This is a genomic window from Burkholderia cenocepacia, from assembly GCF_014211915.1.
Lineage (GTDB): Bacteria > Pseudomonadota > Gammaproteobacteria > Burkholderiales > Burkholderiaceae > Burkholderia > Burkholderia orbicola.
In genome coordinates this window covers 105,463-124,086 of sequence record NZ_CP060040.1, presented here as the reverse complement: position 1 = coordinate 124,086, position 18,624 = coordinate 105,463, and the positions used below count along the sequence as shown (strand labels likewise).

Sequence of the window (18,624 nt, the reverse complement as noted above, 5' to 3'; positions counted from 1 at the left end):
CAGTCCGCTCGGCACCTTGCGCACGTGCGCCCGGCACGTGACGCGCAGCAATGTTCCGATCGATGCTTCATCGTGTGGTCTCCGTTCGTAAAACGAAATCGCACGGCACTTATACACGGTAAACCCGTCATGCGTCAAAGCACGTCGCGCATTCAAACGTCAATCAAATGTTAAATATTTAGATTTATTTTTTGATATTTGACGTTTTTCAATGTCGATTCGGACAAGTCCTACCGCCATCAAAAACGGCGACACGGGCGATAGATCGTCCCTCCTGACGCCACAACGGCCAATGACAGGCTTCATGTACGCCTTCCTCACCTCAATCCGCATTTATCTCAATAATGAAAATCCGAATAAAAATGTGTCGACCTGATTTTTACATTCATAAACATTTTCCTTGATCAAATTAGCAAACCAAACTACTTGGCTATTACACTGTGCGAAGAAAATCATATATAGGTTTACGCCCTTGAACCGATAACGAACAAACAGACCATACTCATGCGGATCGACAAACCGCTGTTCCACGAGGGGCTCATCCTGACGCAGCAGCACTTCCAGCAGCAGGCGCGTTGGGCTGGATTTGCGCTCCATCAATTCGCCACGGCCGCGCTCGCCCAGCCGTGGGGCACGCTGGGTGTCGAGGTCGACGAGGAAGCGCTGGCCACGGGCCGCCTGAAGCTCACGCTCCTGAAGCTGCGGTTTCCGGACGGCACGCCGATCGACACGACACTCGCCGATGCGCTGCCGTCCGCGCGCGATCTGACCCAAGGCGTACCGACCGATCGGCAGAACGTCGTCGTGTTCGCCGCGCTCGCCCTGCCCGATGCCAACGGTAACAACTGCCGCTTCGACGAGACGACGCTCGCGCGTCCGCGCCGCTCGTACCGGGAGTTCGTGAAGGTGATGGATCTGAACGGGACGGGAGAAGCGGAGATCGCGGCCGAGCGTCATGCGATGCGTCTGCTGTTCGACTTCGAATCGCATGCGGACGATACGGTTTGCGCGATCGCACGGCTCACGCGAGGAACGAACGGCCAGTTCCAGGTCGATCGACAGTTCGTGCCCCCGTGTCTGACACTCGGCAGTCATCCGCTGCACATCGAGCGGATCGATCGCCTGGCGGACATCCTGCACGCGAAGAGCCTTGCGCTCGGCGCGCGCCGCAGCGAGCGCCTGGAGCAGGTCGCCGAATATGGCGTGGCCGACGTGCAGCTGTTCTGGCTGCTTCACTGCATTCACGCGGCATGGCCGCAATTGCGGCTGTTCGCCACGCATCCGAGCCGATCGCCGGAGCATCTGTACGCGACGCTCGCGCAGCTGGCCAGCGCGCTGATGACCTTCTCGACTTCGTCCCGGCTCACCGACATTCCGGCGTACGACCATGCACGCGCCGACGAAGTGTTCGCCAAACTCGAGTCGATGATTCGCGACCTGCTCGACGCGATCATTCCGTCGCGTGTCGTGTCGATCGGCCTCACGCGCCAAGGTCCGACAACGTGGACCGGCCAATTTCTCGACACCCGGATCGTCGACGATGCGGCGGACTGGTACCTGTCGGTCAATGCGCCGATGTCCGCCTTCACGCTCGTCGAGCAGTTCCCGAGACTCTGCAAGATCGGTGCACCGGACGACGTCGAGCACATCGTCAATTCCGCGCTGCTGGGCATTCCGCTCAAGGCCGTACAGCGGGTGCCGGCCGCGATTCCGGTGCGACTCGACAACCAGTATTTCGCGCTCGATTCGAATGATCCGGCGCACGCCCGGATGCTCGCCGCGCGTGCCTGCCAGATCTATCTGCCGGCGTCGGTGCCCGACGCCTCGCTCGAACTCTATGCGGTGCTGCGCTCATGAACGCCCTGACTCCCAGCCTTGACGAAGCGACTCTCCTGCAGGGGGCGACGGCCGCCGGGCGCGTGTCCGGCGTCGGTATTCGCGACCTGCTCAACAACACGGCGCTACTCGTCACGACGCTCTCGGCAGGCGGGACGGCACGTGATGCGGGCGCGTTGCGCGAGCACTGCAGGCAGCTCATCGACCATTTTTCGAGCGTGCTGATACAGCGTGGCTATACGGACGACGTGCGCAACGAGGCGCTGGTCGCGCAGTGCGGCCTGCTCGACGAGGCAGCGCTGCGGTATCTGCCCGCCGACAGCCGGTCCGGATGGGCCGAAAAGCCGTTGCAGGTCGAGCGCTTCAACCTGCACGACGCCGGCGAGCGCGTGTTCGACCGGCTCGAGGTCCGCATGCGCGAGACGCCGCCGCAAATCGATCTGCTCGAGTGCTACTCGGCCATCCTCGGGTGCGGCTTCGTCGGCCGCTACGCCCGTGACGCGCGCGAAGGGGAAGCGGAACGCACCGCACTGATCGCTTCACTGGATGCGCGGTTGAACAAGCTGCGCCCGTCGTCGGAGCGGCCGTTCCATGCCGATCGTGCGGGCCGCCGCCTGTCCGACCGGTTTTACCGGCTGTCACCGTGGGCGATCGCGGCGCTCGGCTGCGTCGCCGCCGCAATCGTATGGGCAGCCTGGGCCGCGGGGCTAGACATGCAGGTCGCGGATCTCGTCTCGGCAAAGGTCCTCCAGCCGTGAAATCCGACCTGCCTGCCCTGTCCGCGATGTCGGCGCCGGCCCCCGGTCGTGCTCACGAGGGGCTGGGCTACCCGTTTCGCGTGATGATCGTGTTCGCGACCGCGCTGGCGCTCGCAGTGATCTGGCTCGTCCTGCCGCTCGGACGCGGCGCGGCCGCGGCGATCACGGCGATCGCCGGGCTCGTTGCAATCGCGCTCATCGGACGGCGTACCCATCAGTTGTCCCGCGCGCGTGAGCAAAACGTGCGCGTGCTGGCCGCGCTGGGTACGGCGACCGCCGACATCCCCGTGAAGCTGCGCACGCGCATGCCGCTGGTGCTCGTCATGGGCGACGGCTTGCCGGCGCTGTTCGACCGAGCTGCCGAAGCGCGGCATGTGCACGTGGGCGATGGCGCGATCTGGCTGCGCGTCGACCGAGCCCAGGATCTGCCGCGACTGGCCGTGGCGGTCAGGCAGTGGCGCGACGGGCGCGCGCCGGACGGCGTCGTGCTGTCCGTCGCGCCCGCCCTGCATACGGGGACGGACATGCTGACGCAACGGCTGTGTGTCGTGCGTCAGGCCGTCGCCGATGCGGCACGTATGCTCGGCACGCGACTGCCTGGGTATGTCGCGGTCTACCAGCGACTGACGACCGGCGCTGCCGGTCTCGCCGGAATGCAATGGTACGGCGTGTCGTCCGCGACCCGCATGATGGACGCCGGGCGTTTCGAACCGGTGATCCGTGCCGCCGAAAGCGAAGTGCAGCACGCGGCCGGAGATCAGGCCCCGGCGGTTCGTGCCGCGGCTCTCGGCTCGATCGCTGGATGGACGCAACGGGTCGTCGTCGACACGCTGACGGACCGGCAGCATCCGGCTGCGCCCTGGGCGCTGTTCGGCGCCGGCTGGATCGACTGCGGCCCCGCGAGCGGCGCGGCGAGCCCGTGGGAGCGCGACGTCGAGATGCAGACCCGCGTGACGCGAGCAGACGCCGGCGCCTCGCCGCTGCCGTGGCCGCTGCCGCAACCGCTGATCGAGGCGATGCCCCGCCGGCGCTGGATGTCGCCGCGCATGGCGGCTCTCGCCCATGCGCTCGCGCTGCTGGCCTGTGCGGCCGCCGCCGCCTTCTGGGGCGCCGCCAGGAACAACGAGGCGCAACTGGCCCGCATCGGCGCCGATCTCCGTCGGTATTCGGCGATCCCGGCCGCGCACGATGCCGCGAAACGCGACGCGCTGCAGGCGCTCGTCGCCAGTCGCGACCGGCTCGACCGGTATGCGCGCACGGGCGTTCCGCTGCGCCTGTCGTTCGGCATGTACCGGGGCGCACAGGTGATGCCGGTTCTCGACGACGCAATCGCGTCCTACGAACCGCCCGCGCCGCCGCCCGCCGTCGTCACGCTGGACAGCATGTCGCTGTTCGACAGCGGCAAAGCACAGCTCAAGCCGGGCACCACACGCGCGATGGTTGGTGCACTCGAACTGATCAACGCACATCCCGGCAAGCGCATCCTCGTGGCCGGCCATGCGGACGACCAGGGCCGCCCGGACCGCAACCTGAAGCTGTCGCTCGACCGCGCGACCGCCGTGCGCGACTGGCTCGTCGATGCATCGGGCTTGCCGACCACGCAATTCGCGATTCAGGGTTACGGCGATACGCGGCCGGTGGCGGACAACGCCACACCCGAAGGACGGGCGAAGAATCGCCGGGTCGAAATCACGCTGGTGCCCGACATGCCGGCGCCGGCTGCTTCGATCCGTGCCGCGATGTAACACGCGTTTGGGTTCCCGGGGCATCCGCCCCGGGTTTGTCAGCGCCGGAATCCGGTTCCGGCGATTCGCAGTACGAAGAAGAAGGAGTGGACCAATGGCAATTCCGGCCTACATGTGGCTCAAGGACGACGGCGGTGCGGACATCAAGGGTTCGGTGACCGTCCAGGATCGCGAAGGCAGCGTCGAACTGGTTGCGTTCGATCACGGCGTGCACATCCCGACCGACGGCAATACGGGCAAGCTGACCGGCACGCGCGTGCACAAGCCGATCACGCTGACGAAGGAGACGGACGCGTCGACGCCGTATCTGTACAAGGCGGTGACGAGCGGGCAAACACTGAAGTCGGTCGAGATCAAGTGGTACAAGATCGACGACGCGGGCAAGGAAAAGGAGTACTTCAACACGAAGCTCGACAACGTGAAGATCGTCGCCGTGAAACCGAAGATGCTCGACATCAAGAACCCCGACTACGAGAAACACAACCATCTCGAAGACGTCGAACTGCGCTACGAGACGATCACGTGGTCGTACAAGGACGGCAACATTATCCACAAGGATACGTGGAACGAACGTTCCTGACGCACTGACCGACTGGCGGAAACCGGCATGCCCGCTCCGGGTTCCGCTCCGCCAGTCGCCCATGCGCAGTCGCGCCCCTCGGTTCGCATGGGCATCGACGATTGCACGCGCTCCTCCCTTCCTGATCCGCCATCGACATGACGCCGCCTCTCCGGGACGCCTCCCATCTCATTCGCCGCCTCAACCCCCATTGCACGCGTGCGCTCGAAGCCGCCGCGAGCCTGTGCCAGACCCGACTCGCGGACGAAATCGCGGTCGAGCACTGGGTGCTGAAACTGATCGAAGCGGACGACGGCGACATTCCGGCGATCCTGCGCCACTACGATCTCGATATCGATGCGGTGTGGGATGCGTTGATCGACGTGATCGACCGCATGCCTCGCACGCTGCGCGGCATGCCGGCGCTGTCGCGGCAGCTCGCCACGGTGATCGAGGATGCATGGACGCATGCGGTGTCGGACGATGCCGACGGCACCATTCGCTCGGGCCATCTACTGCAGGCGATCGTCGACGCGCCGCACGTCCTGCGCACGCAACGTGCGTGGCCGCTCTTGTCGGTTTCGAGCGCGCAGATCCGGCGCGTGCTGCCCCGGATCGGGCGGCGCTCGTCCGAACACGCGTCCGATGAAACGATGGGGCAGCCGAATACGTCGCCAACCGTCGCTCAGCCCGGCAATACAGCGACGGAAGCCTCCATCGATCGTCACGCCACGCACGCACCGTCTCGCGCCACCGGCGACAACGCCCTCGCGCGCTTTGCACTCGACCTGACCGAAAAGGCCCGTCGTGGCGAGATCGATCCCGTCTTCGGACGCGACCGGGAGATCCGGCAGATGATCGACGTGCTGGCGCGCCGCCGCAAGAACAACCCGATCCTGGTCGGCGAACCGGGCGTCGGCAAGACCGCGCTCGTCGAAGGGCTCGCATTGCGCGTGGTCGACGGCAGCGTGCCGGAAACGATCCGCGGCACGCGCATCCTGACGCTCGATCTCGGCTTGCTGCAGGCCGGCGCGGGCGTGAAGGGCGAATTCGAACAACGGCTGAAGAACGTGATCGACGAGGTGCGGACATCGACGACCCCCATCCTGCTGTTCGTCGACGAAGCGCATACGTTGATCGGCGCGGGCAACGCGGCGGGCGGCGCCGACGCGGCCAACCTGCTCAAGCCGGCGCTCGCGCGCGGCGAGTTGCGTACGATCGCGGCAACCACGTGGGCCGAGTACAAGGAATATTTCGAACGCGATGCCGCGCTCGAACGGCGCTTCCAGATCATCAAGGTCGACGAGCCCGACGACGACACGGCCTGCCTGATGCTGCGCGGGCTCGCAAGCCGCTACGCGAAGCATCACGACGTCCATATCCGCGACGAAGCGATCGTCGCGGCCGTGCGGTTGTCGCGCCGCTACATTCCAGCCCGGCAACTGCCGGACAAGGCCGTCGATCTGCTCGACACGGCTGCCGCGCGCGTGCGCATGGCGCTCGACGTGCCGCCCGTGGAACTGCAGCAGGCACGCGCGACACTGACGGCGCTCGAACTGGAACGCGCCGCGCTCGACGCGGATTCCCGTGCCGGAATCGGCGACGTCGCCGAGCGCCGTGCCACGATCGACATCAAACACGACGCCGTGCGCGACACCGCCGACGTGCTGCTCGGCCAGTACACGCGAGAACGCGAACTCGTCGACATCTTGCGCACCCATCGCGGCGCGGCCGGCCCCACGTCGGATCCGGCGGCCATTTCCAGTGCCATCGATGCGCTGCGGACCGCTCAGGGCAAGTCGCCGATGATCGCCGCCGACGTTGATGCTCAGGCCATCGCGCGCGTCGTCGCCGAATGGACGGGTGTGCCGGTGGGCAATCTCGTCGACGACGAACTACGAAGCCTGCTCACGCTCGAAGCGACGCTCGCCGCGCGCGTGGTTGCGCAGGACGACGCGATCGGTGCGCTGGCGGAGAGCCTGCGTACCGCCAAGGCCGGCCTGAAGAGCGAGCATGCACCGCTCGGCGTGTTCCTGCTCACCGGGCCGTCCGGCGTCGGCAAGACCGAAACCGCGCTGGCGCTCGCCGACCTGCTGTTCGGCGGCGAAGCCGCGCTGACGACGATCAACCTGTCCGAGTACCAGGAAGCGCATACGGTATCGCAGCTCAAGGGCTCACCGCCCGGCTACGTCGGTTACGGACGCGGCGGCGTCCTGACCGAAGCCGTGCGTCAGCGCCCGTATAGCGTCGTGTTGCTCGACGAGGTCGAGAAAGCGCATCGGGACGTGCTCGACATTTTCTATCAGGTGTTCGACCGCGGCACGATGCGCGACGGCGAGGGACGCGAGATCGATTTTCGCCATTGCGTGATCGTGATGACGTCCAATCTCGGCAGCGCGCAAATCGACGATGCAACGGCCGAGGATCCGGCGATCACGCACGCGGCGCTGCGCGAAACCGTTCATCCTCGACTGGTCGCGCACTTCCAGCCCGCGCTGCTTGCGCGCTTTCAGACACTCGTCTATCGGCCGCTCGACGCGGCGGCGCTCGCGTCGATCGTGCGGATCAAGCTGGACAAGATCGCCGAGCGCCTCCTTCGGCAACACGCGGTGACCTTGACGTGCACGGACGATCCGATCGAATCGATCGCGCGGCACTGCATGTCGCGCGAATCCGGCGCACGCAGCGTCGATGCGTTCCTGAACCAGCGCGTGCTGCCGGTCGTGTCCCGCGAACTGCTCGAACGGATGGCATCCGGCACGGCGCCACGGCAAATCCTGTTGTCCGTCACCGCCGAAGGATCGGTGACGATCGACTTCATCGACGCGCCGGCGCCCGGCGACACCGACACGACGCGAGCGGGCAACCGATGACCGCCGGCCCGTCGCTCTACGACATGCTGCTCGGCCAGATCGGCGGTGAGCCGATCGGCGCTTACGACGACCGGACGCTCGAATGCCTGAGCGTGCAACAGAACGTGCGCCGCATTCTCAATACGCGGGCCGGTGCGCTCAAGCACCTGCCCGACTATGGTTTGCCCGACCTGACGAACATCTACAAGGCACTGCCTGCGTCGTCACACTTGCTCAAGCAGCAGATGGAAGCAACGCTGCTGAAGTACGAGCCACGCATTCGCTCGATCGACATCGGAATCGTCGACAACCGCGATCCCGGCATCCTGGCGAGCTTCGAAATGACCTGCCATCTGAAGAACGCAGGGCTCGTCCGCTTCGGCACCTACTTCGAGCCGCCGGGTCGCCTGCGCGTCGAACGGGGTCTCGATCGATCATGATCGCGCACGATCACCGATCGCTCGCCAGATGCGCGGCGAACCCCACCTTCCCCGGCGCGATCTCCTCTTTCAACGTCAGCGCCGGAATTTCGTAATCGCCCGCGTTCTGCCGGCGAAACGGAATCGGCGGCGTGGTCCACAGCTCGTCGAGACGCTGGCCGAGCGCCGTACAGGTTTTGTCGAAGCGCGCGGCGTTCATCTTGCCCGTCTGATAGATCACGAACGGCGGCAGCACGTCGAATCCCGGGTAATACAGCACGCCGTGCTGGATCGGGAACAGCAGGTCGTCGATCGGCCCGTTAATGCCGCGCGGGCTGTAGTGCGACTCCCATCCGCCCGTCGTGACGACGATCATCGCCCGCTTGCCGGCCAGCGAACCTTCACCGTAGCGATCGCCCCAGTGCGTATCGGAATGCTCGCCGACGCCGTACGCAAAACCGTACGCGTACACGCGCTCGAACCAGCCTTTCATGATCGCCGGCATCGAGAACCACCACAGCGGAAACTGCAGGATCACCGCGTCGGCCCACTTCAGCTTGTCCTGCTCGCGTGCGATGTCTTCGCTTTGCGTACCCGCTGCGAACGCGCGCTTCGAATCGAGCGACGGATCGAACCGCGCATCGGGCGCGCGATCGGTCACGTCTTTCGCGTCCAGCACCGCCTTCCAGTTCATCGCATACAGGTCGCTCACCTGCACCGCGTGGCCGGCCGCTTCGAGATGCGCGACGGCGAAATCGCGCAGCGCGCCGTTCAGCGAACGCGGTTCGGGATGGGCATACACGATCAGCACATTCATCTTCGTCACTCCGTGGATTGAATGACTGCAGGATGTGGCCTCCGACGGTATATTTGAAATGAATTCCTGATATTCCAGGTATAGCCATGAATAATCTCAGACGGCTCGATCTGAACCTGCTCGTCACGCTGGACGTGCTGCTCGCCGAGCACAACGTCACGCGCGCGGCCGAGAAGCTGAACATGTCGCAGCCGTCGGTCAGCGTGCAGCTGCAGAAACTGCGCGACGTGTTCGGCGATCCGCTGCTGTTGCCCGGCCCGCGCGGGATGCGGCCGACCGCCCGCGCGGAAGCGCTGCGCGAGCCGTTGCGCGATGCGCTCGAAGCGGTCGAGCGCGCGGTGATTCCGGCCACGCCGTTCGATCCCGCGACCGCGACGCACACGTGGCGCGTGGCCGCGACCGACTACGGCGAATCGACGATCGTGCTGCCCGCGCTGCGCACGCTGCGTTCGGCCGCGCCCGGCACGCGGCTGGCCGTCGTCGAGCTCGTGCCGCCGCGCATCGAGCAGGATGCCGAACGAAACGGCATCGACCTGGCTTTTCATACGACCGAAGGGTCGCCCCCCGGCATGCGACGGCTGCCGCTGTTCGTCGAGCGTTACGTGCTGATCGGCCGTGCCGGTCATCCGAAGCTGAAGCGGCGCCCCACGCTCGCGCAGTTCGCCACGCTCGAGCACGTGATCGTGTCGCCCGACGGCGGCGGCTTCTTCGGCGTGACGGACGAAGCGCTCGCGAAGGCCGGGGCCACGCGGCGCGTCGTGCTGTCGGTGCCGCACTTCCTGTTCGTGATGTCGGCCGTCGCGAGCACCGATCTCGTCGCGATGCTGCCCGAGCGGCTGGTGCGCGACGTGCCGGCGCTGCGCGTGGTGGACGCACCGGTCGAGGTGCCCGGCTATGAAATGTCGATGCTGTGGCACGAGCGCGTGCATCGCGATCCGGCGCATCGGTGGCTGCGGGAAACGATCGCGGCGGCGGTGTAGATCGTCCGCCCGATCGATGCGATCGCCCGCGTCGAGCGTTGAGCGCCGACACACGAAATTCTGCATTCGGGACTTGAAACCACGCCGAACGCTGTATATATTTACAGTGCTTTTGCACCATTTGACCCGAATTCCGTCATCCACAGACGAACGGACTTTTGTGAGGCGACCATGTTCCAGGCTTCCGCATTCGATCCCGAGCAACCCGGTTTCAATCCCGTCCACTTCGAGCGCGCCGCGCAGCGGGCGGTCGTCGATCTGCAGCGTGTCGCGGGCGGCCCCGCGCAGCGAGCGCTCGGTCTGCGCCGCCGCACCCACCCGGCGGCCGTTCGCACGATGAGCTGGCAGGCGCTGCTGAACGTCGAGGAGCTGGCGTTCTCGAATCCCGGCTTCCTGAACCGCAACGATCCGGCCGTCGTCGACGCATTCATCCGGCTGCGTGGCAGCCGGCTGGTTGCCGCAGACGTCGAGGAGCCGGTCGACTGGCGCCGCGACGATGATGACCTGCCGGCCATCTACCTGATCGTGAAGGCGATGCTCGAAGCGGAAGAGGAAGAGCGGGCGGAAGCGGCCTGAGTCGCGCCGGTCGGTCGCGGGCACGGTCTGCGGGTGCGCGCCGCCACGTTGCGTGGTGGCGCCATCGGCGCCGCGGTTCGTTATGGTTGCCGCGCCCGCGAATGGGCGCATCAGTCCGCCAACCGTCGCGCACACTGATCATCGCCACGCGACGATCATCCGAAACGACCGCCGCAGCACCCGCCCGTTACAGCCGCGCCGCCAGCCGCGCACCCTGATCGATCGCGCGCTTCGCATCGAGTTCGGCGGCCAGTTCGGCGCCGCCGATCAGGTGCACCGAGCGCCCGGCCGCCCGCAGCGGCGCGAGCAACGCGCGCTGCGGCTCCTGCCCCGTGCAGAGCACGATCGTGTCGGCTTCGATCAGTTCGTGGTCGGTGCGCTGCTCGCCGTACGACACATGCAGCCCGCGCGCGTCGATCCGTTCGTAGTTCACGCCGCCGATCATCTTCACCTGCTTCATCTTCAGCGTCGCACGGTGAATCCAGCCGGTCGTCTTGCCGAGCCCCTTGCCGAGCGGCGCGGCCTTGCGCTGCAGCAACGTCACTTCCCGCGCGGGCGCCGACACCTGCGCACGCGTCACGCCGCCGCGCGTCGTGGCCGGGTCGGTCACGCCCCACTCGGCTTTCCATTCATCCAGATCGAGTGCCGGCGACTCGCCGTCCTGCACCAGATACTCGGCAACATCGAAGCCGATCCCGCCCGCCCCCACCACCGCGACCCGCCGGCCGACCGGCTGCTTGCCCGCGAGCACGTCGATATAGCTGAGCACGTTCGGCCCGTCCTGCCCCGGAATCTTCGGGTCGCGCGGCGCGACGCCGGTCGCGAGCACGATCTCGTCGTAGCCGCCCGCGATCAGGTCGCTCGCATCGACGCGGCGGTTCAAGTGCAGCTTCACGCCGGTCAGCTCGACTTGCCGGCCGAAGTAGCTCAGCGCTTCGTGAAACTCCTCCTTGCCCGGAATCCGCTTCGCCATGTTGAACTGGCCGCCGATCTCGGTCGCGCCGTCGAACAGGTCGACCTGATGGCCGCGCTGCGCGAGCACCGTCGAGCACGCGAGCCCGGCCGGCCCCGCACCGACCACCGCGATACGCTTCGGCTGCGGCGCGGGCGTGTATTTCAGCTCGGTCTCGTGGCATGCACGCGGATTCAGCAGGCACGACGCAATCTTGTTCTTGAACGCATGATCGAGGCACGCCTGATTGCAGCCGATGCAGGTGTTGATCTCGTCGGCCCGGCCCTGCGCGGCCTTGACGACGAACTCGGCATCCGCGAGCAGCGGGCGCGCCATCGACACCATGTCCGCGCAGCCGTCCGCGAGAATCTGCTCGGCCACTTCGGGCCGGTTGATCCGGTTGGTCGTCACGAGCGGGATGCCGACCTCTCCCTTCATCTTCTTCGTCACCCACGCGAACGCGCCGCGCGGCACCGACGTCGCGATCGTCGGCACGCGCGCCTCGTGCCAGCCGATCCCCGTGTTGATGATCGTCGCGCCCGCGCGCTCGACCGCTTTCGCGAGCTGCACGGTTTCGCTCCAGTCGCTGCCGTCCGGAATCAGGTCCAGCATCGACAGCCGGTAGATCAGGATGAAGTCGCGGCCGACCGCTGCGCGCGTGCGCTCGACGATCTCGATCGGCAGGCGGATGCGGTTCTCGTACGAACCGCCCCACCGGTCGGTGCGCTTGTTCGTATGCATCGAGATGAACTGGTTGATCAGGTAACCCTCGGAGCCCATGATCTCGACGCCGTCGTAACCGGCTTCGCGTGCCAGCGTCGCGCAGCGCACGAACGCGCGGATCTGCCGCTCGACGCCGCGCGCGCTCAGTTCGTGCGGCGCGAACGGCGAAATCGGCGACTTGATCTTCGACGGCGCGACCGCGAACGGATGATAACCGTAGCGCCCCGTATGCAGGATCTGCAGCGCGATCTTGCCGTCCTCCGCGTGCACGGCGCCGGTGATCTCGCGATGCCGGCGTGCGGCGGCCGACGTCATCAGCGTGCCGCCGAACGGCTTGGTCCAGCCGGCCACGTTCGGCGCGAAGCCGCCCGTCACGATCAGGCCGACCCCGCCGCGCACACGCTCGGCGAAATAGTCGGCGAGGCGCGGCAGCGTCTTGCGGCTGTCCTCGAGGCCGGTGTGCATCGAGCCCATCAGCACGCGATTTTTCAGCGTCGTGAAGCCGAGATCGAGCGGTGCGAGCAGGTGGGGAAAGGGTGTCGTCATGATGATTCGGCCAATAAGCGATGCCTGCCATCGTAGGCGCGCGCCGCCTTGAACGTGAGGGGGCAAACAGCCATAATGCTTGTCATTTCCGGCCAAATTGACATGACATCCCCGTCTCGCAAGGATCGCCTCGGGCTGCGCCGGCCGACCATTCCGGTCGCCTATACGCGCCTGCTGCTGCAGGCGCTGGCCGCACGCGGCGTCGACCTGGCCGCCGTGCGGGCCGGCACGGGCCTGCGCGACGCGGTGCTGGCCGAACCGGACGCGCGCGTCGCGCCGTCGCAATGGGGGCGGCTGGTGCTCAATGCGATCGAAATCGGCGGCGATCCGGGCATCGGGCTCGCGTTCGGGCTGCTGCTGAAACCGACCGTGCACGGCTTTCTCGGCTACGCGACGCTGACCGCGCGGGACATCCGCGAAGCGCTGTCGGTCACGCAGCGCTACTTCCGGATGCGCAATCGCCAATACCGGCTGACTTACGCGGAAGACGCGCGCGGCGCGACGCTCGAACTGCACGGCGTGCAGGCGAACCCCGTGCTGCAGCATCACGTGATGTTCGAATTCGTGCTGACGGGGCTCGCGCAGAACATCTCGCAATGGTCGGGCCGCACGTCCCCGCCGATCAGGCTGCAATTCGCGTGGCCGGAGCCCATGTATTTCGCACGCTATCGCGACCAGTTGCCGCCGGTGGCATTCGGCTGCGCGGCCAATGCGCTTTGGATCGCGCGCGACGTGCTCGATTGGCCGCTGCCGCTCGCCGACGAAGTCGCGCACCGGCAGGCGCTCGTGCAGGTGGAACGCGAATATGCGCAGGTGCGGCAGGAGGAAGGCGATCTGGTCGAGCGCGTGCGGGCGGAGCTGGCGCGCGCGGCCGGCGATTATCCGGGGCCGGACATGCTCGCCGACGCGCTGCTCGTGTCGACGCGCACGCTGCGGCGCCGGCTGGAAGAAGCCGGATCGAGCTATCGGCAATTGCTCGACGAAGCGCGGTTTCGCGATGCAAGGCAGTTGCTCGCCGCGTCGGATCTCGACCTGAAGACGATCGCCGAGCGGCTGCAGTTCACCGACCCGGCGAACTTCACGCGCGCGTTCCGGCGCTGGGCCGGGCAGACGCCGAGCGCGTTCCGGGAAGCGGCTGCGGGAGCGGCACGCGAATGATGCACACCAGCAGCCGGTACGAAGTGTCGAGCCGCCATTTAATCGGTATGATCAATCCGACGCCAAAGCGGCGCCGGCCGGCCCACTCTCCCGTCCCATGCCCAATCACACCACGCTGATCGAATCGACGATCGACCGTATCGATACGAACCTCGTTCGGATCGGCGCCGACATCAAGAAGGTGCCGCTTTATCGCGTGACGATGCAGAACGTCTGCTACTTCATCGCCGCCTACGATACCGACGCGGAGGCGTTCAAGCAGGTCGATCAACTGAAGCCCGGGATGGCCGTGCGCGCGTGCATCTTCGACGATCGCGGGCGTCGCCGGATCGCATGGATCAGAAGCGATGACGTGGCAATCGCGCCTTACGACGCGGTCAGACAACGGAACAGCAATCTGTCACTGCTCACGTGGGCGTCATGCATCTTCATACTGAGCCTGCTGAGCGGGGCCGCCATATTCAAACAGGGCTGGGCACTCGTCGGCGCCATCAACGTGTTCGTGAGCATCATCAGCATGACGGGTACTTTGCTCGCGATTGCCGGCCTGTCCGAACTGGCTTTTCAGCCGCAGCGGCGCGAGGCCTACGAGAAATGGCAATCCGAACCAGCCCGTTTCACCGCGGAACGGAGCAACGCATGACCGATCGCACCATGCAGATCGCATCCGGCTGCGTGACGTCCGTCAGCCAGACGACGATCAGTACGAAGGTCTGGAGCAACAACCTCGGCTGGACCACGCAAAGCATCGAGGAAATCGCGCTGCAACTCGACACGTTCGACGCGCCGCTCACCGTCAGGACGGACAGCACGCGAAGCCTGTTCATCGTCGCCGGCGACCGGCTGACCGTGGCGTACGCGCGAAGCGGGGATCACGCTCCCCTCTACGGCATCCGGAACGTCACCGACGGCTCCGTGTATCTCGTTCGAACCGCGCAAGTCGCCGGTGCACGCACCGATACGTTCGTGACGATCGGCATGCTATGCGTCATCCTCTGCGTCACCGGCATCCTGTCCGCGGTGCAACGCAGCACGGACGGCATGCTCGGCATAGCGATGGCGTTCGGCGCAACCGCAATCGGCTTTTTCGTGCTGAGCGCGATCCTGCGCGCCGTGTTCGGCATCGTCGTATGGCCCGAAATCCGCCGGCTCAAGCAGCCCGGCGGCAGGCGCGACATGAATGCCGCCCGCCGTGCGCTGTCGCTCGCGAGCGCCGAGACGCGGAACATACGCTTCCTCTGACGCGACCGGTACGCGACTGTCGCGTCAGCGGCCGATCTCGATCCGCGCGCCGCCGTCCCCCTCGCCCGCTTCGATCCGTACGTCGCCCGTCGCGGCGACGATCGCGTCGTACACCACATCGCTCACGCACACCACCGGCACCGCGATCGCATACAACTCGGCAGCCACGATCGCACCGATCGAGATGATCAAATCGCGTTCCTTCAGCACGATCCCGACCGGCCCCGTGCCGTTGCGCACCGCTTCCGCGAGCACGCTGCTGCTCGAGCTCGAACCCTTCGCGTGCGGCATCACCATCACCTTGCCGGCGAGGCTCGCGCCGGCCTGCGGATGCCCGCGATCGACGATCCTGCCCGCGCCCGAGTCGTAGCCGCCCCAGAAGCTGAGCGGCTTGTCGAGCACGAAAGGCCGCGCACACGCGCTGCCCGGCACGAGCGTGTCGCCCGTCAAGAATGTGTCCGTCGCTTCAGTCATCGAATCGCACCTTGCCTTCGTACGCGGACCGCACGCATTCGCGCATGCTGCCGTACGCGACGGTCACGCCGATGTTCGCGGGCGCATACGACGCCCATTTCCCCGAGTTGGTCATCACCAGTCCCGACAACTGCTTCATCACCGGCGTGATGTACGTGCAGGTATCGACGACGATCTGGATGCCGCGCGCGGCGAATTTCTCCGCGAGCCCGGCTTCCTCCAGTTCCCACAGAATGAAGCGGCTCGTGTTCACGTAGAAATCGCAGGCCGGCTTGCCGTCGAACGCGTCGAGCAACGTGTCGAGCGTGCGGAATTCGGCCAGCGAAAAATGCGGCGTGCCGAGCGCGACCGCGACGAGCGCGTCGCCGGCCGCGCCGTGATTCAGCGTACGGCGAATCTCGTCGAGATCGGCCCTCGTGATATCGACCGTGCGCTGCGCGGCGCGGCCGTGCAACGCGGCGTCGAGCGTCGGCGCCTCGGGCGTCACGCCGACCGCATGGAACAGCGCGACGGCCCCGCTCGACGCGGCGGCCGCGCCGAGCGCCTTGAGTTCGTCCTCGGTGGTGTCGGCCGGCAGCCCGACGATCGCCGGCACGACCGCGCCCGCGATCTTGCCGACCGCCAGGCCAAGCGCGGCGAAATAGATGTCGCGCGACGGCAGGCGGCTGAAATCCGGCGCATTGAACACGATCCGCGCGGCGCGGTTCGCGTCGACATGCAGCCCTGCATACGGCGCGCGCCCGGTGATCGCGGCGGCCAGGTCGAGAAAATCGCCGTAGCGGCTCGTGCGCGCACCCAGCACCGAATTCGCGAACACGATCGCATTCGATTCGGCCCACGCGATCTGCTCGCCCAGCGCGGGACGATTCTTCAGTTGATACGGCGCGCATGTGAAGCTCGATTCGCAACCGAGCAGCAAATGCGCGTCCATCAGGCGTTGCGCATCGCGCTGGATCGTACGGTCGCCGTGGTACAGCTCGGGATGGATCAGGTCGAGCGACCCGACGTTCAAGGTAGTCGGCACCGCGACCTTCGCGCCCGTGTCGACGAAATAGTCGACGAAGTCGAGGCTCGTCTGGCCGTGATACAGACAGCCGTCGATATGGGCAGACGTAATGTCGATCAGGTGCGGCGCGGACATTACTTGCGCGGTGCGCGCGACGATCCGCATCGCGCGGGCGACGCCGTCGCCGAAATCCCCGCGCAACATCGCGTCGTCGCGGTCGCTCAACTGCAGCATCGGTTGCTCCTCGTGACGCGTACCGACCGGCGCGGCGGCGCCGGCTCATGAACTCAGTCAGAGGACTTTACGACTGGAAATAAAAACTGTCCAGATTTTGATCCAATCGGATGTCAATAGAACCAATTTTCACGACCTGATGCTTCGACGGCGACCAATGGCTCGAATTCCGCACCAATTGGTCGTCCCACCGAACCGTCCGCCCCTCGCCTAGCGTTCCGCCGTCAGGCTGAACAACTCATTGCGCAACGCCTTCGCCCGCTCGCGGCCGAACTGCGTGTCGAATTCGTCCTGCGCGGCCTGCCACGCGACTTTTGCCTGCGCGAACGTGCGTTCGCCGAGCTTCGTGAGGTGCAGCGCATGCGCACGCGCATCGTGCTCCGACGCCGCCGTCGAGACGAAACCGTCGCGCTGCAACGGCTTCAGCGCACGCAGCAAGGTCGTGCGATCCATCACCAGCATCTCGGCGAGTTCGCTCATCAGCAGGCCGGGGTGGCGCGTGAGGTTCGCCATGATCGAGAACTGGGCGGGCGTAACGCCGACCGGGGCCAGATGGCGCTCGTACAGTTGCGTGACGAAGCGCGCCGCCTGACGCAGCGCGAGACAGTTGCACGCCTGGGCAATCGAGGTGTCGTTCATGTTCGGCAATCTATATGTGCATATGCATAAAGTCAATGTACACTCCGCCGTAACAGCGGCCGGCGGCCGGCCATCGCGTCAAGGAGACGGACATGGACTACATCGACAAGCTGCGCATCTTCCGGTCCGTGGTGGAAATGCGCAGCTTCACGCGCGCCGCCGACATGCACGGCCTCGCGCGACCGGTCGTATCGCGTGCGGTCGCGGATCTGGAGGCGCGTTTCGGCAGCCGGCTGCTGCACCGGACGACCCGCCAGGTATCGCTGACCGAAACGGCCGAGCGCATCTACGAGCGTTGCGCGGCCGTGCTCGACGAGCTCGACGCGCTGGAAGTGGAAGCGCAGACGCACACGCGCGAGCCCGAAGGCCTGCTGCGCCTCGTCGCGCATACGACGGCCGCGCTGAACCGGCTCGTGCCGCTGATCGCCGGCTTCAAGCGCGCGCATCCGAACGTGCGCCTCGACGTCACGCTGACCGAGCGCCCGGTCGATCTGGTCGGCGAAGGCTACGACATCGGCATCGTCGTGCCGTACATGCTGACGAGCGAATCGACCGTCGTGAGGCTGGTCGAACGCATTCCGGTCGTGATCGTCGCGACGCCTGCATATTTGCGAGCACATGCGCGCCCCGAGACGCCGGCCGACCTCGCCAATCATCCGTTCGTGCCGATCTCGCCGTCGCTGCGCCGCCCCGCGCTGTCGTTCCGGGTCGACGGCAACCTGCTCACCGTGCCGTTCCGTTTCGACATCTCGTCGAACAGCCCCGTGTTCAACCGCGAAATGGTCATGCACGACTTCGGCATCGGCGTCGTCCCGAAAACGCTCGTCCAGACTGAACTCGCGTCGGGCGCGCTCGTGCAGTTGCTGGAAGACGCCGATCTCGTCGACACGTTCGTCGAAATCAAGCTCGCGTACGCGAACCGCGCGCTGCTGCCCGCGAAGGTGAAGGCGTTCATCGACTACACGGCCGCGTACTGCGACCGCGAAGGCTGGATCGTTCCGGCAGCGGCGTGACGCCGGGCGCGCGAATGCGCGTTTCCGACGCCGATTGATACAACCACGACACCAATCTGATCCCGCCGCGCCCCTCGCTTCGCGCCGCCTCGCTC

The 18,624-nt window shown here is 66.2% G+C and carries 18 protein-coding genes; 12 read left to right on the top strand and 6 right to left on the bottom strand.

Annotated features, from left to right (window positions below):
- Positions 1-159: 159 nt before the first annotated feature.
- Positions 160-306: a hypothetical protein gene (locus tag SY91_RS17150; protein WP_185714660.1), complete on the bottom strand. Its 147-nt coding sequence runs from the start codon at positions 304-306 to the stop codon at positions 160-162.
- 198 nt (positions 307-504) lie between these two features.
- Here SY91_RS17150 and tssK point away from each other — a divergent pair, with 198 nt between their 5' ends.
- The 6 genes from tssK to tssE all read left to right on the top strand — a co-directional run bounded on the left by tssK (position 505) and on the right by tssE (position 8,190).
- Positions 505-1,857: a type VI secretion system baseplate subunit TssK gene (gene tssK / locus SY91_RS17145; RefSeq protein WP_006479551.1), complete on the top strand. Its 1,353-nt coding sequence runs from the start codon at positions 505-507 to the stop codon at positions 1,855-1,857.
- The gene (locus tag SY91_RS17140; protein ID WP_043886626.1) at positions 1,854-2,594 is read left to right on the top strand and encodes a DotU family type IV/VI secretion system protein; all 741 of its coding nucleotides are present in this window, start codon (positions 1,854-1,856) and stop codon (positions 2,592-2,594) included. Before tssK ends, SY91_RS17140 begins: the two co-directional genes overlap by 4 nt.
- Positions 2,591-4,339, top strand: a complete 1,749-nt coding sequence (locus SY91_RS17135; RefSeq protein WP_023474977.1) for an OmpA family protein — start codon at positions 2,591-2,593, stop codon at positions 4,337-4,339. The genes SY91_RS17140 and SY91_RS17135 overlap by 4 nt, the downstream gene beginning before the upstream one ends.
- Positions 4,340-4,433: 94 nt before the next feature.
- Positions 4,434-4,919: an Hcp family type VI secretion system effector gene (locus SY91_RS17130; protein ID WP_006479553.1), complete on the top strand. Its 486-nt coding sequence runs from the start codon at positions 4,434-4,436 to the stop codon at positions 4,917-4,919.
- Between the two features lie 137 nt (positions 4,920-5,056).
- Positions 5,057-7,771 carry a type VI secretion system ATPase TssH gene (gene tssH / locus SY91_RS17125; protein ID WP_023474978.1) on the top strand — a complete coding sequence of 905 codons (2,715 nt, stop codon included), beginning with the start codon at positions 5,057-5,059 and terminating at the stop codon, positions 7,769-7,771.
- A complete protein-coding gene (tssE, locus tag SY91_RS17120) occupies positions 7,768-8,190 on the top strand; it encodes a type VI secretion system baseplate subunit TssE (protein WP_023474979.1) in 423 nt (140 codons plus the stop codon). Before tssH ends, tssE begins: the two co-directional genes overlap by 4 nt.
- 10 nt (positions 8,191-8,200) lie before the next feature.
- On the opposite strand, the gene SY91_RS17115 is transcribed toward tssE, so the two are convergent.
- The gene (locus SY91_RS17115; protein WP_023474980.1) at positions 8,201-8,986 is read right to left on the bottom strand and encodes an NAD(P)H-dependent oxidoreductase; all 786 of its coding nucleotides are present in this window, start codon (positions 8,984-8,986) and stop codon (positions 8,201-8,203) included.
- Positions 8,987-9,072: 86 nt separating this feature from the next.
- On the opposite strand from SY91_RS17115, the gene SY91_RS17110 reads away from it, so the two are divergent.
- Together SY91_RS17110 and SY91_RS17105 are read left to right on the top strand one after the other, a co-directional pair.
- Complete coding sequence (locus tag SY91_RS17110; RefSeq protein WP_006479557.1) at positions 9,073-9,966, top strand: LysR family transcriptional regulator; 894 nt, start codon at positions 9,073-9,075, stop codon at positions 9,964-9,966.
- 171 nt (positions 9,967-10,137) lie between these two features.
- Entirely contained in the window at positions 10,138-10,542 is a 405-nt protein-coding gene (locus SY91_RS17105; protein ID WP_006479558.1) for a DUF2471 family protein, read from the top strand.
- Positions 10,543-10,729: 187 nt separating this feature from the next.
- On the opposite strand, the gene SY91_RS17100 is transcribed toward SY91_RS17105, so the two are convergent.
- Positions 10,730-12,763: an NADPH-dependent 2,4-dienoyl-CoA reductase gene (locus SY91_RS17100; RefSeq protein WP_023474981.1), complete on the bottom strand. Its 2,034-nt coding sequence runs from the start codon at positions 12,761-12,763 to the stop codon at positions 10,730-10,732.
- 75 nt (positions 12,764-12,838) lie between these two features.
- Between SY91_RS17100 and SY91_RS17095 the strand changes: the two genes are divergently transcribed.
- The 3 genes from SY91_RS17095 to SY91_RS17085 all read left to right on the top strand — a co-directional run bounded on the left by SY91_RS17095 (position 12,839) and on the right by SY91_RS17085 (position 15,163).
- Entirely contained in the window at positions 12,839-13,921 is a 1,083-nt protein-coding gene (locus SY91_RS17095) for an AraC family transcriptional regulator (RefSeq protein ID WP_023474982.1), read from the top strand.
- A 181-nt stretch (positions 13,922-14,102) separates the two neighbouring features.
- Complete coding sequence (locus tag SY91_RS17090) at positions 14,103-14,564, top strand: hypothetical protein (protein ID WP_260632469.1); 462 nt, start codon at positions 14,103-14,105, stop codon at positions 14,562-14,564.
- Complete coding sequence (locus SY91_RS17085) at positions 14,561-15,163, top strand: hypothetical protein (protein WP_023474984.1); 603 nt, start codon at positions 14,561-14,563, stop codon at positions 15,161-15,163. The genes SY91_RS17090 and SY91_RS17085 overlap by 4 nt, the downstream gene beginning before the upstream one ends.
- 24 nt (positions 15,164-15,187) lie before the next feature.
- Here the strand turns inward: SY91_RS17085 and SY91_RS17080 are convergent, their stop codons facing one another.
- The 3 genes from SY91_RS17080 to SY91_RS17070 form a co-directional block, all read right to left on the bottom strand.
- Positions 15,188-15,637 carry an aconitase X swivel domain-containing protein gene (locus SY91_RS17080; protein WP_006479561.1) on the bottom strand — a complete coding sequence of 150 codons (450 nt, stop codon included), beginning with the start codon at positions 15,635-15,637 and terminating at the stop codon, positions 15,188-15,190.
- A complete protein-coding gene (locus SY91_RS17075; RefSeq protein ID WP_023474986.1) occupies positions 15,630-16,877 on the bottom strand; it encodes an aconitase X in 1,248 nt (415 codons plus the stop codon). Before SY91_RS17075 ends, SY91_RS17080 begins: the two co-directional genes overlap by 8 nt.
- Positions 16,878-17,087: 210 nt before the next feature.
- Positions 17,088-17,516 carry a MarR family winged helix-turn-helix transcriptional regulator gene (locus tag SY91_RS17070; RefSeq protein WP_027809052.1) on the bottom strand — a complete coding sequence of 143 codons (429 nt, stop codon included), beginning with the start codon at positions 17,514-17,516 and terminating at the stop codon, positions 17,088-17,090.
- A gap of 92 nt (positions 17,517-17,608) precedes the next feature.
- Between SY91_RS17070 and SY91_RS17065 the strand changes: the two genes are divergently transcribed.
- Positions 17,609-18,529, top strand: a complete 921-nt coding sequence (locus SY91_RS17065) for a LysR family transcriptional regulator (RefSeq protein ID WP_023474988.1) — start codon at positions 17,609-17,611, stop codon at positions 18,527-18,529.
- The last annotated feature ends 95 nt before the right edge of the window (positions 18,530-18,624 follow it).

Excerpts from the sequence above, each read along its gene's own strand:
- SY91_RS17150 (WP_185714660.1), bottom strand. The coding sequence starts at position 306 with ATGAAGCCTGTCATTGGCCGTTGTGGCGTCAGGAGGGACGATCTATCG.
- tssK (WP_006479551.1), top strand. The coding sequence starts at position 505 with ATGCGGATCGACAAACCGCTGTTCCACGAGGGGCTCATCCTGACGCAG.
- SY91_RS17140 (WP_043886626.1), top strand. The coding sequence starts at position 1,854 with ATGAACGCCCTGACTCCCAGCCTTGACGAAGCGACTCTCCTGCAGGGG.
- SY91_RS17130 (WP_006479553.1), top strand. The coding sequence starts at position 4,434 with ATGGCAATTCCGGCCTACATGTGGCTCAAGGACGACGGCGGTGCGGAC.
- tssH (WP_023474978.1), top strand. The coding sequence starts at position 5,057 with ATGACGCCGCCTCTCCGGGACGCCTCCCATCTCATTCGCCGCCTCAAC.
- tssE (WP_023474979.1), top strand. The coding sequence starts at position 7,768 with ATGACCGCCGGCCCGTCGCTCTACGACATGCTGCTCGGCCAGATCGGC.
- SY91_RS17115 (WP_023474980.1), bottom strand. The coding sequence starts at position 8,986 with ATGAATGTGCTGATCGTGTATGCCCATCCCGAACCGCGTTCGCTGAAC.
- SY91_RS17110 (WP_006479557.1), top strand. The coding sequence starts at position 9,073 with ATGAATAATCTCAGACGGCTCGATCTGAACCTGCTCGTCACGCTGGAC.
- SY91_RS17105 (WP_006479558.1), top strand. The coding sequence starts at position 10,138 with ATGTTCCAGGCTTCCGCATTCGATCCCGAGCAACCCGGTTTCAATCCC.
- SY91_RS17100 (WP_023474981.1), bottom strand. The coding sequence starts at position 12,763 with ATGACGACACCCTTTCCCCACCTGCTCGCACCGCTCGATCTCGGCTTC.
- SY91_RS17095 (WP_023474982.1), top strand. The coding sequence starts at position 12,839 with ATGCTTGTCATTTCCGGCCAAATTGACATGACATCCCCGTCTCGCAAG.
- SY91_RS17085 (WP_023474984.1), top strand. The coding sequence starts at position 14,561 with ATGACCGATCGCACCATGCAGATCGCATCCGGCTGCGTGACGTCCGTC.
- SY91_RS17080 (WP_006479561.1), bottom strand. The coding sequence starts at position 15,637 with ATGACTGAAGCGACGGACACATTCTTGACGGGCGACACGCTCGTGCCG.
- SY91_RS17075 (WP_023474986.1), bottom strand. The coding sequence starts at position 16,877 with ATGCTGCAGTTGAGCGACCGCGACGACGCGATGTTGCGCGGGGATTTC.
- SY91_RS17070 (WP_027809052.1), bottom strand. The coding sequence starts at position 17,516 with ATGAACGACACCTCGATTGCCCAGGCGTGCAACTGTCTCGCGCTGCGT.
- SY91_RS17065 (WP_023474988.1), top strand. The coding sequence starts at position 17,609 with ATGGACTACATCGACAAGCTGCGCATCTTCCGGTCCGTGGTGGAAATG.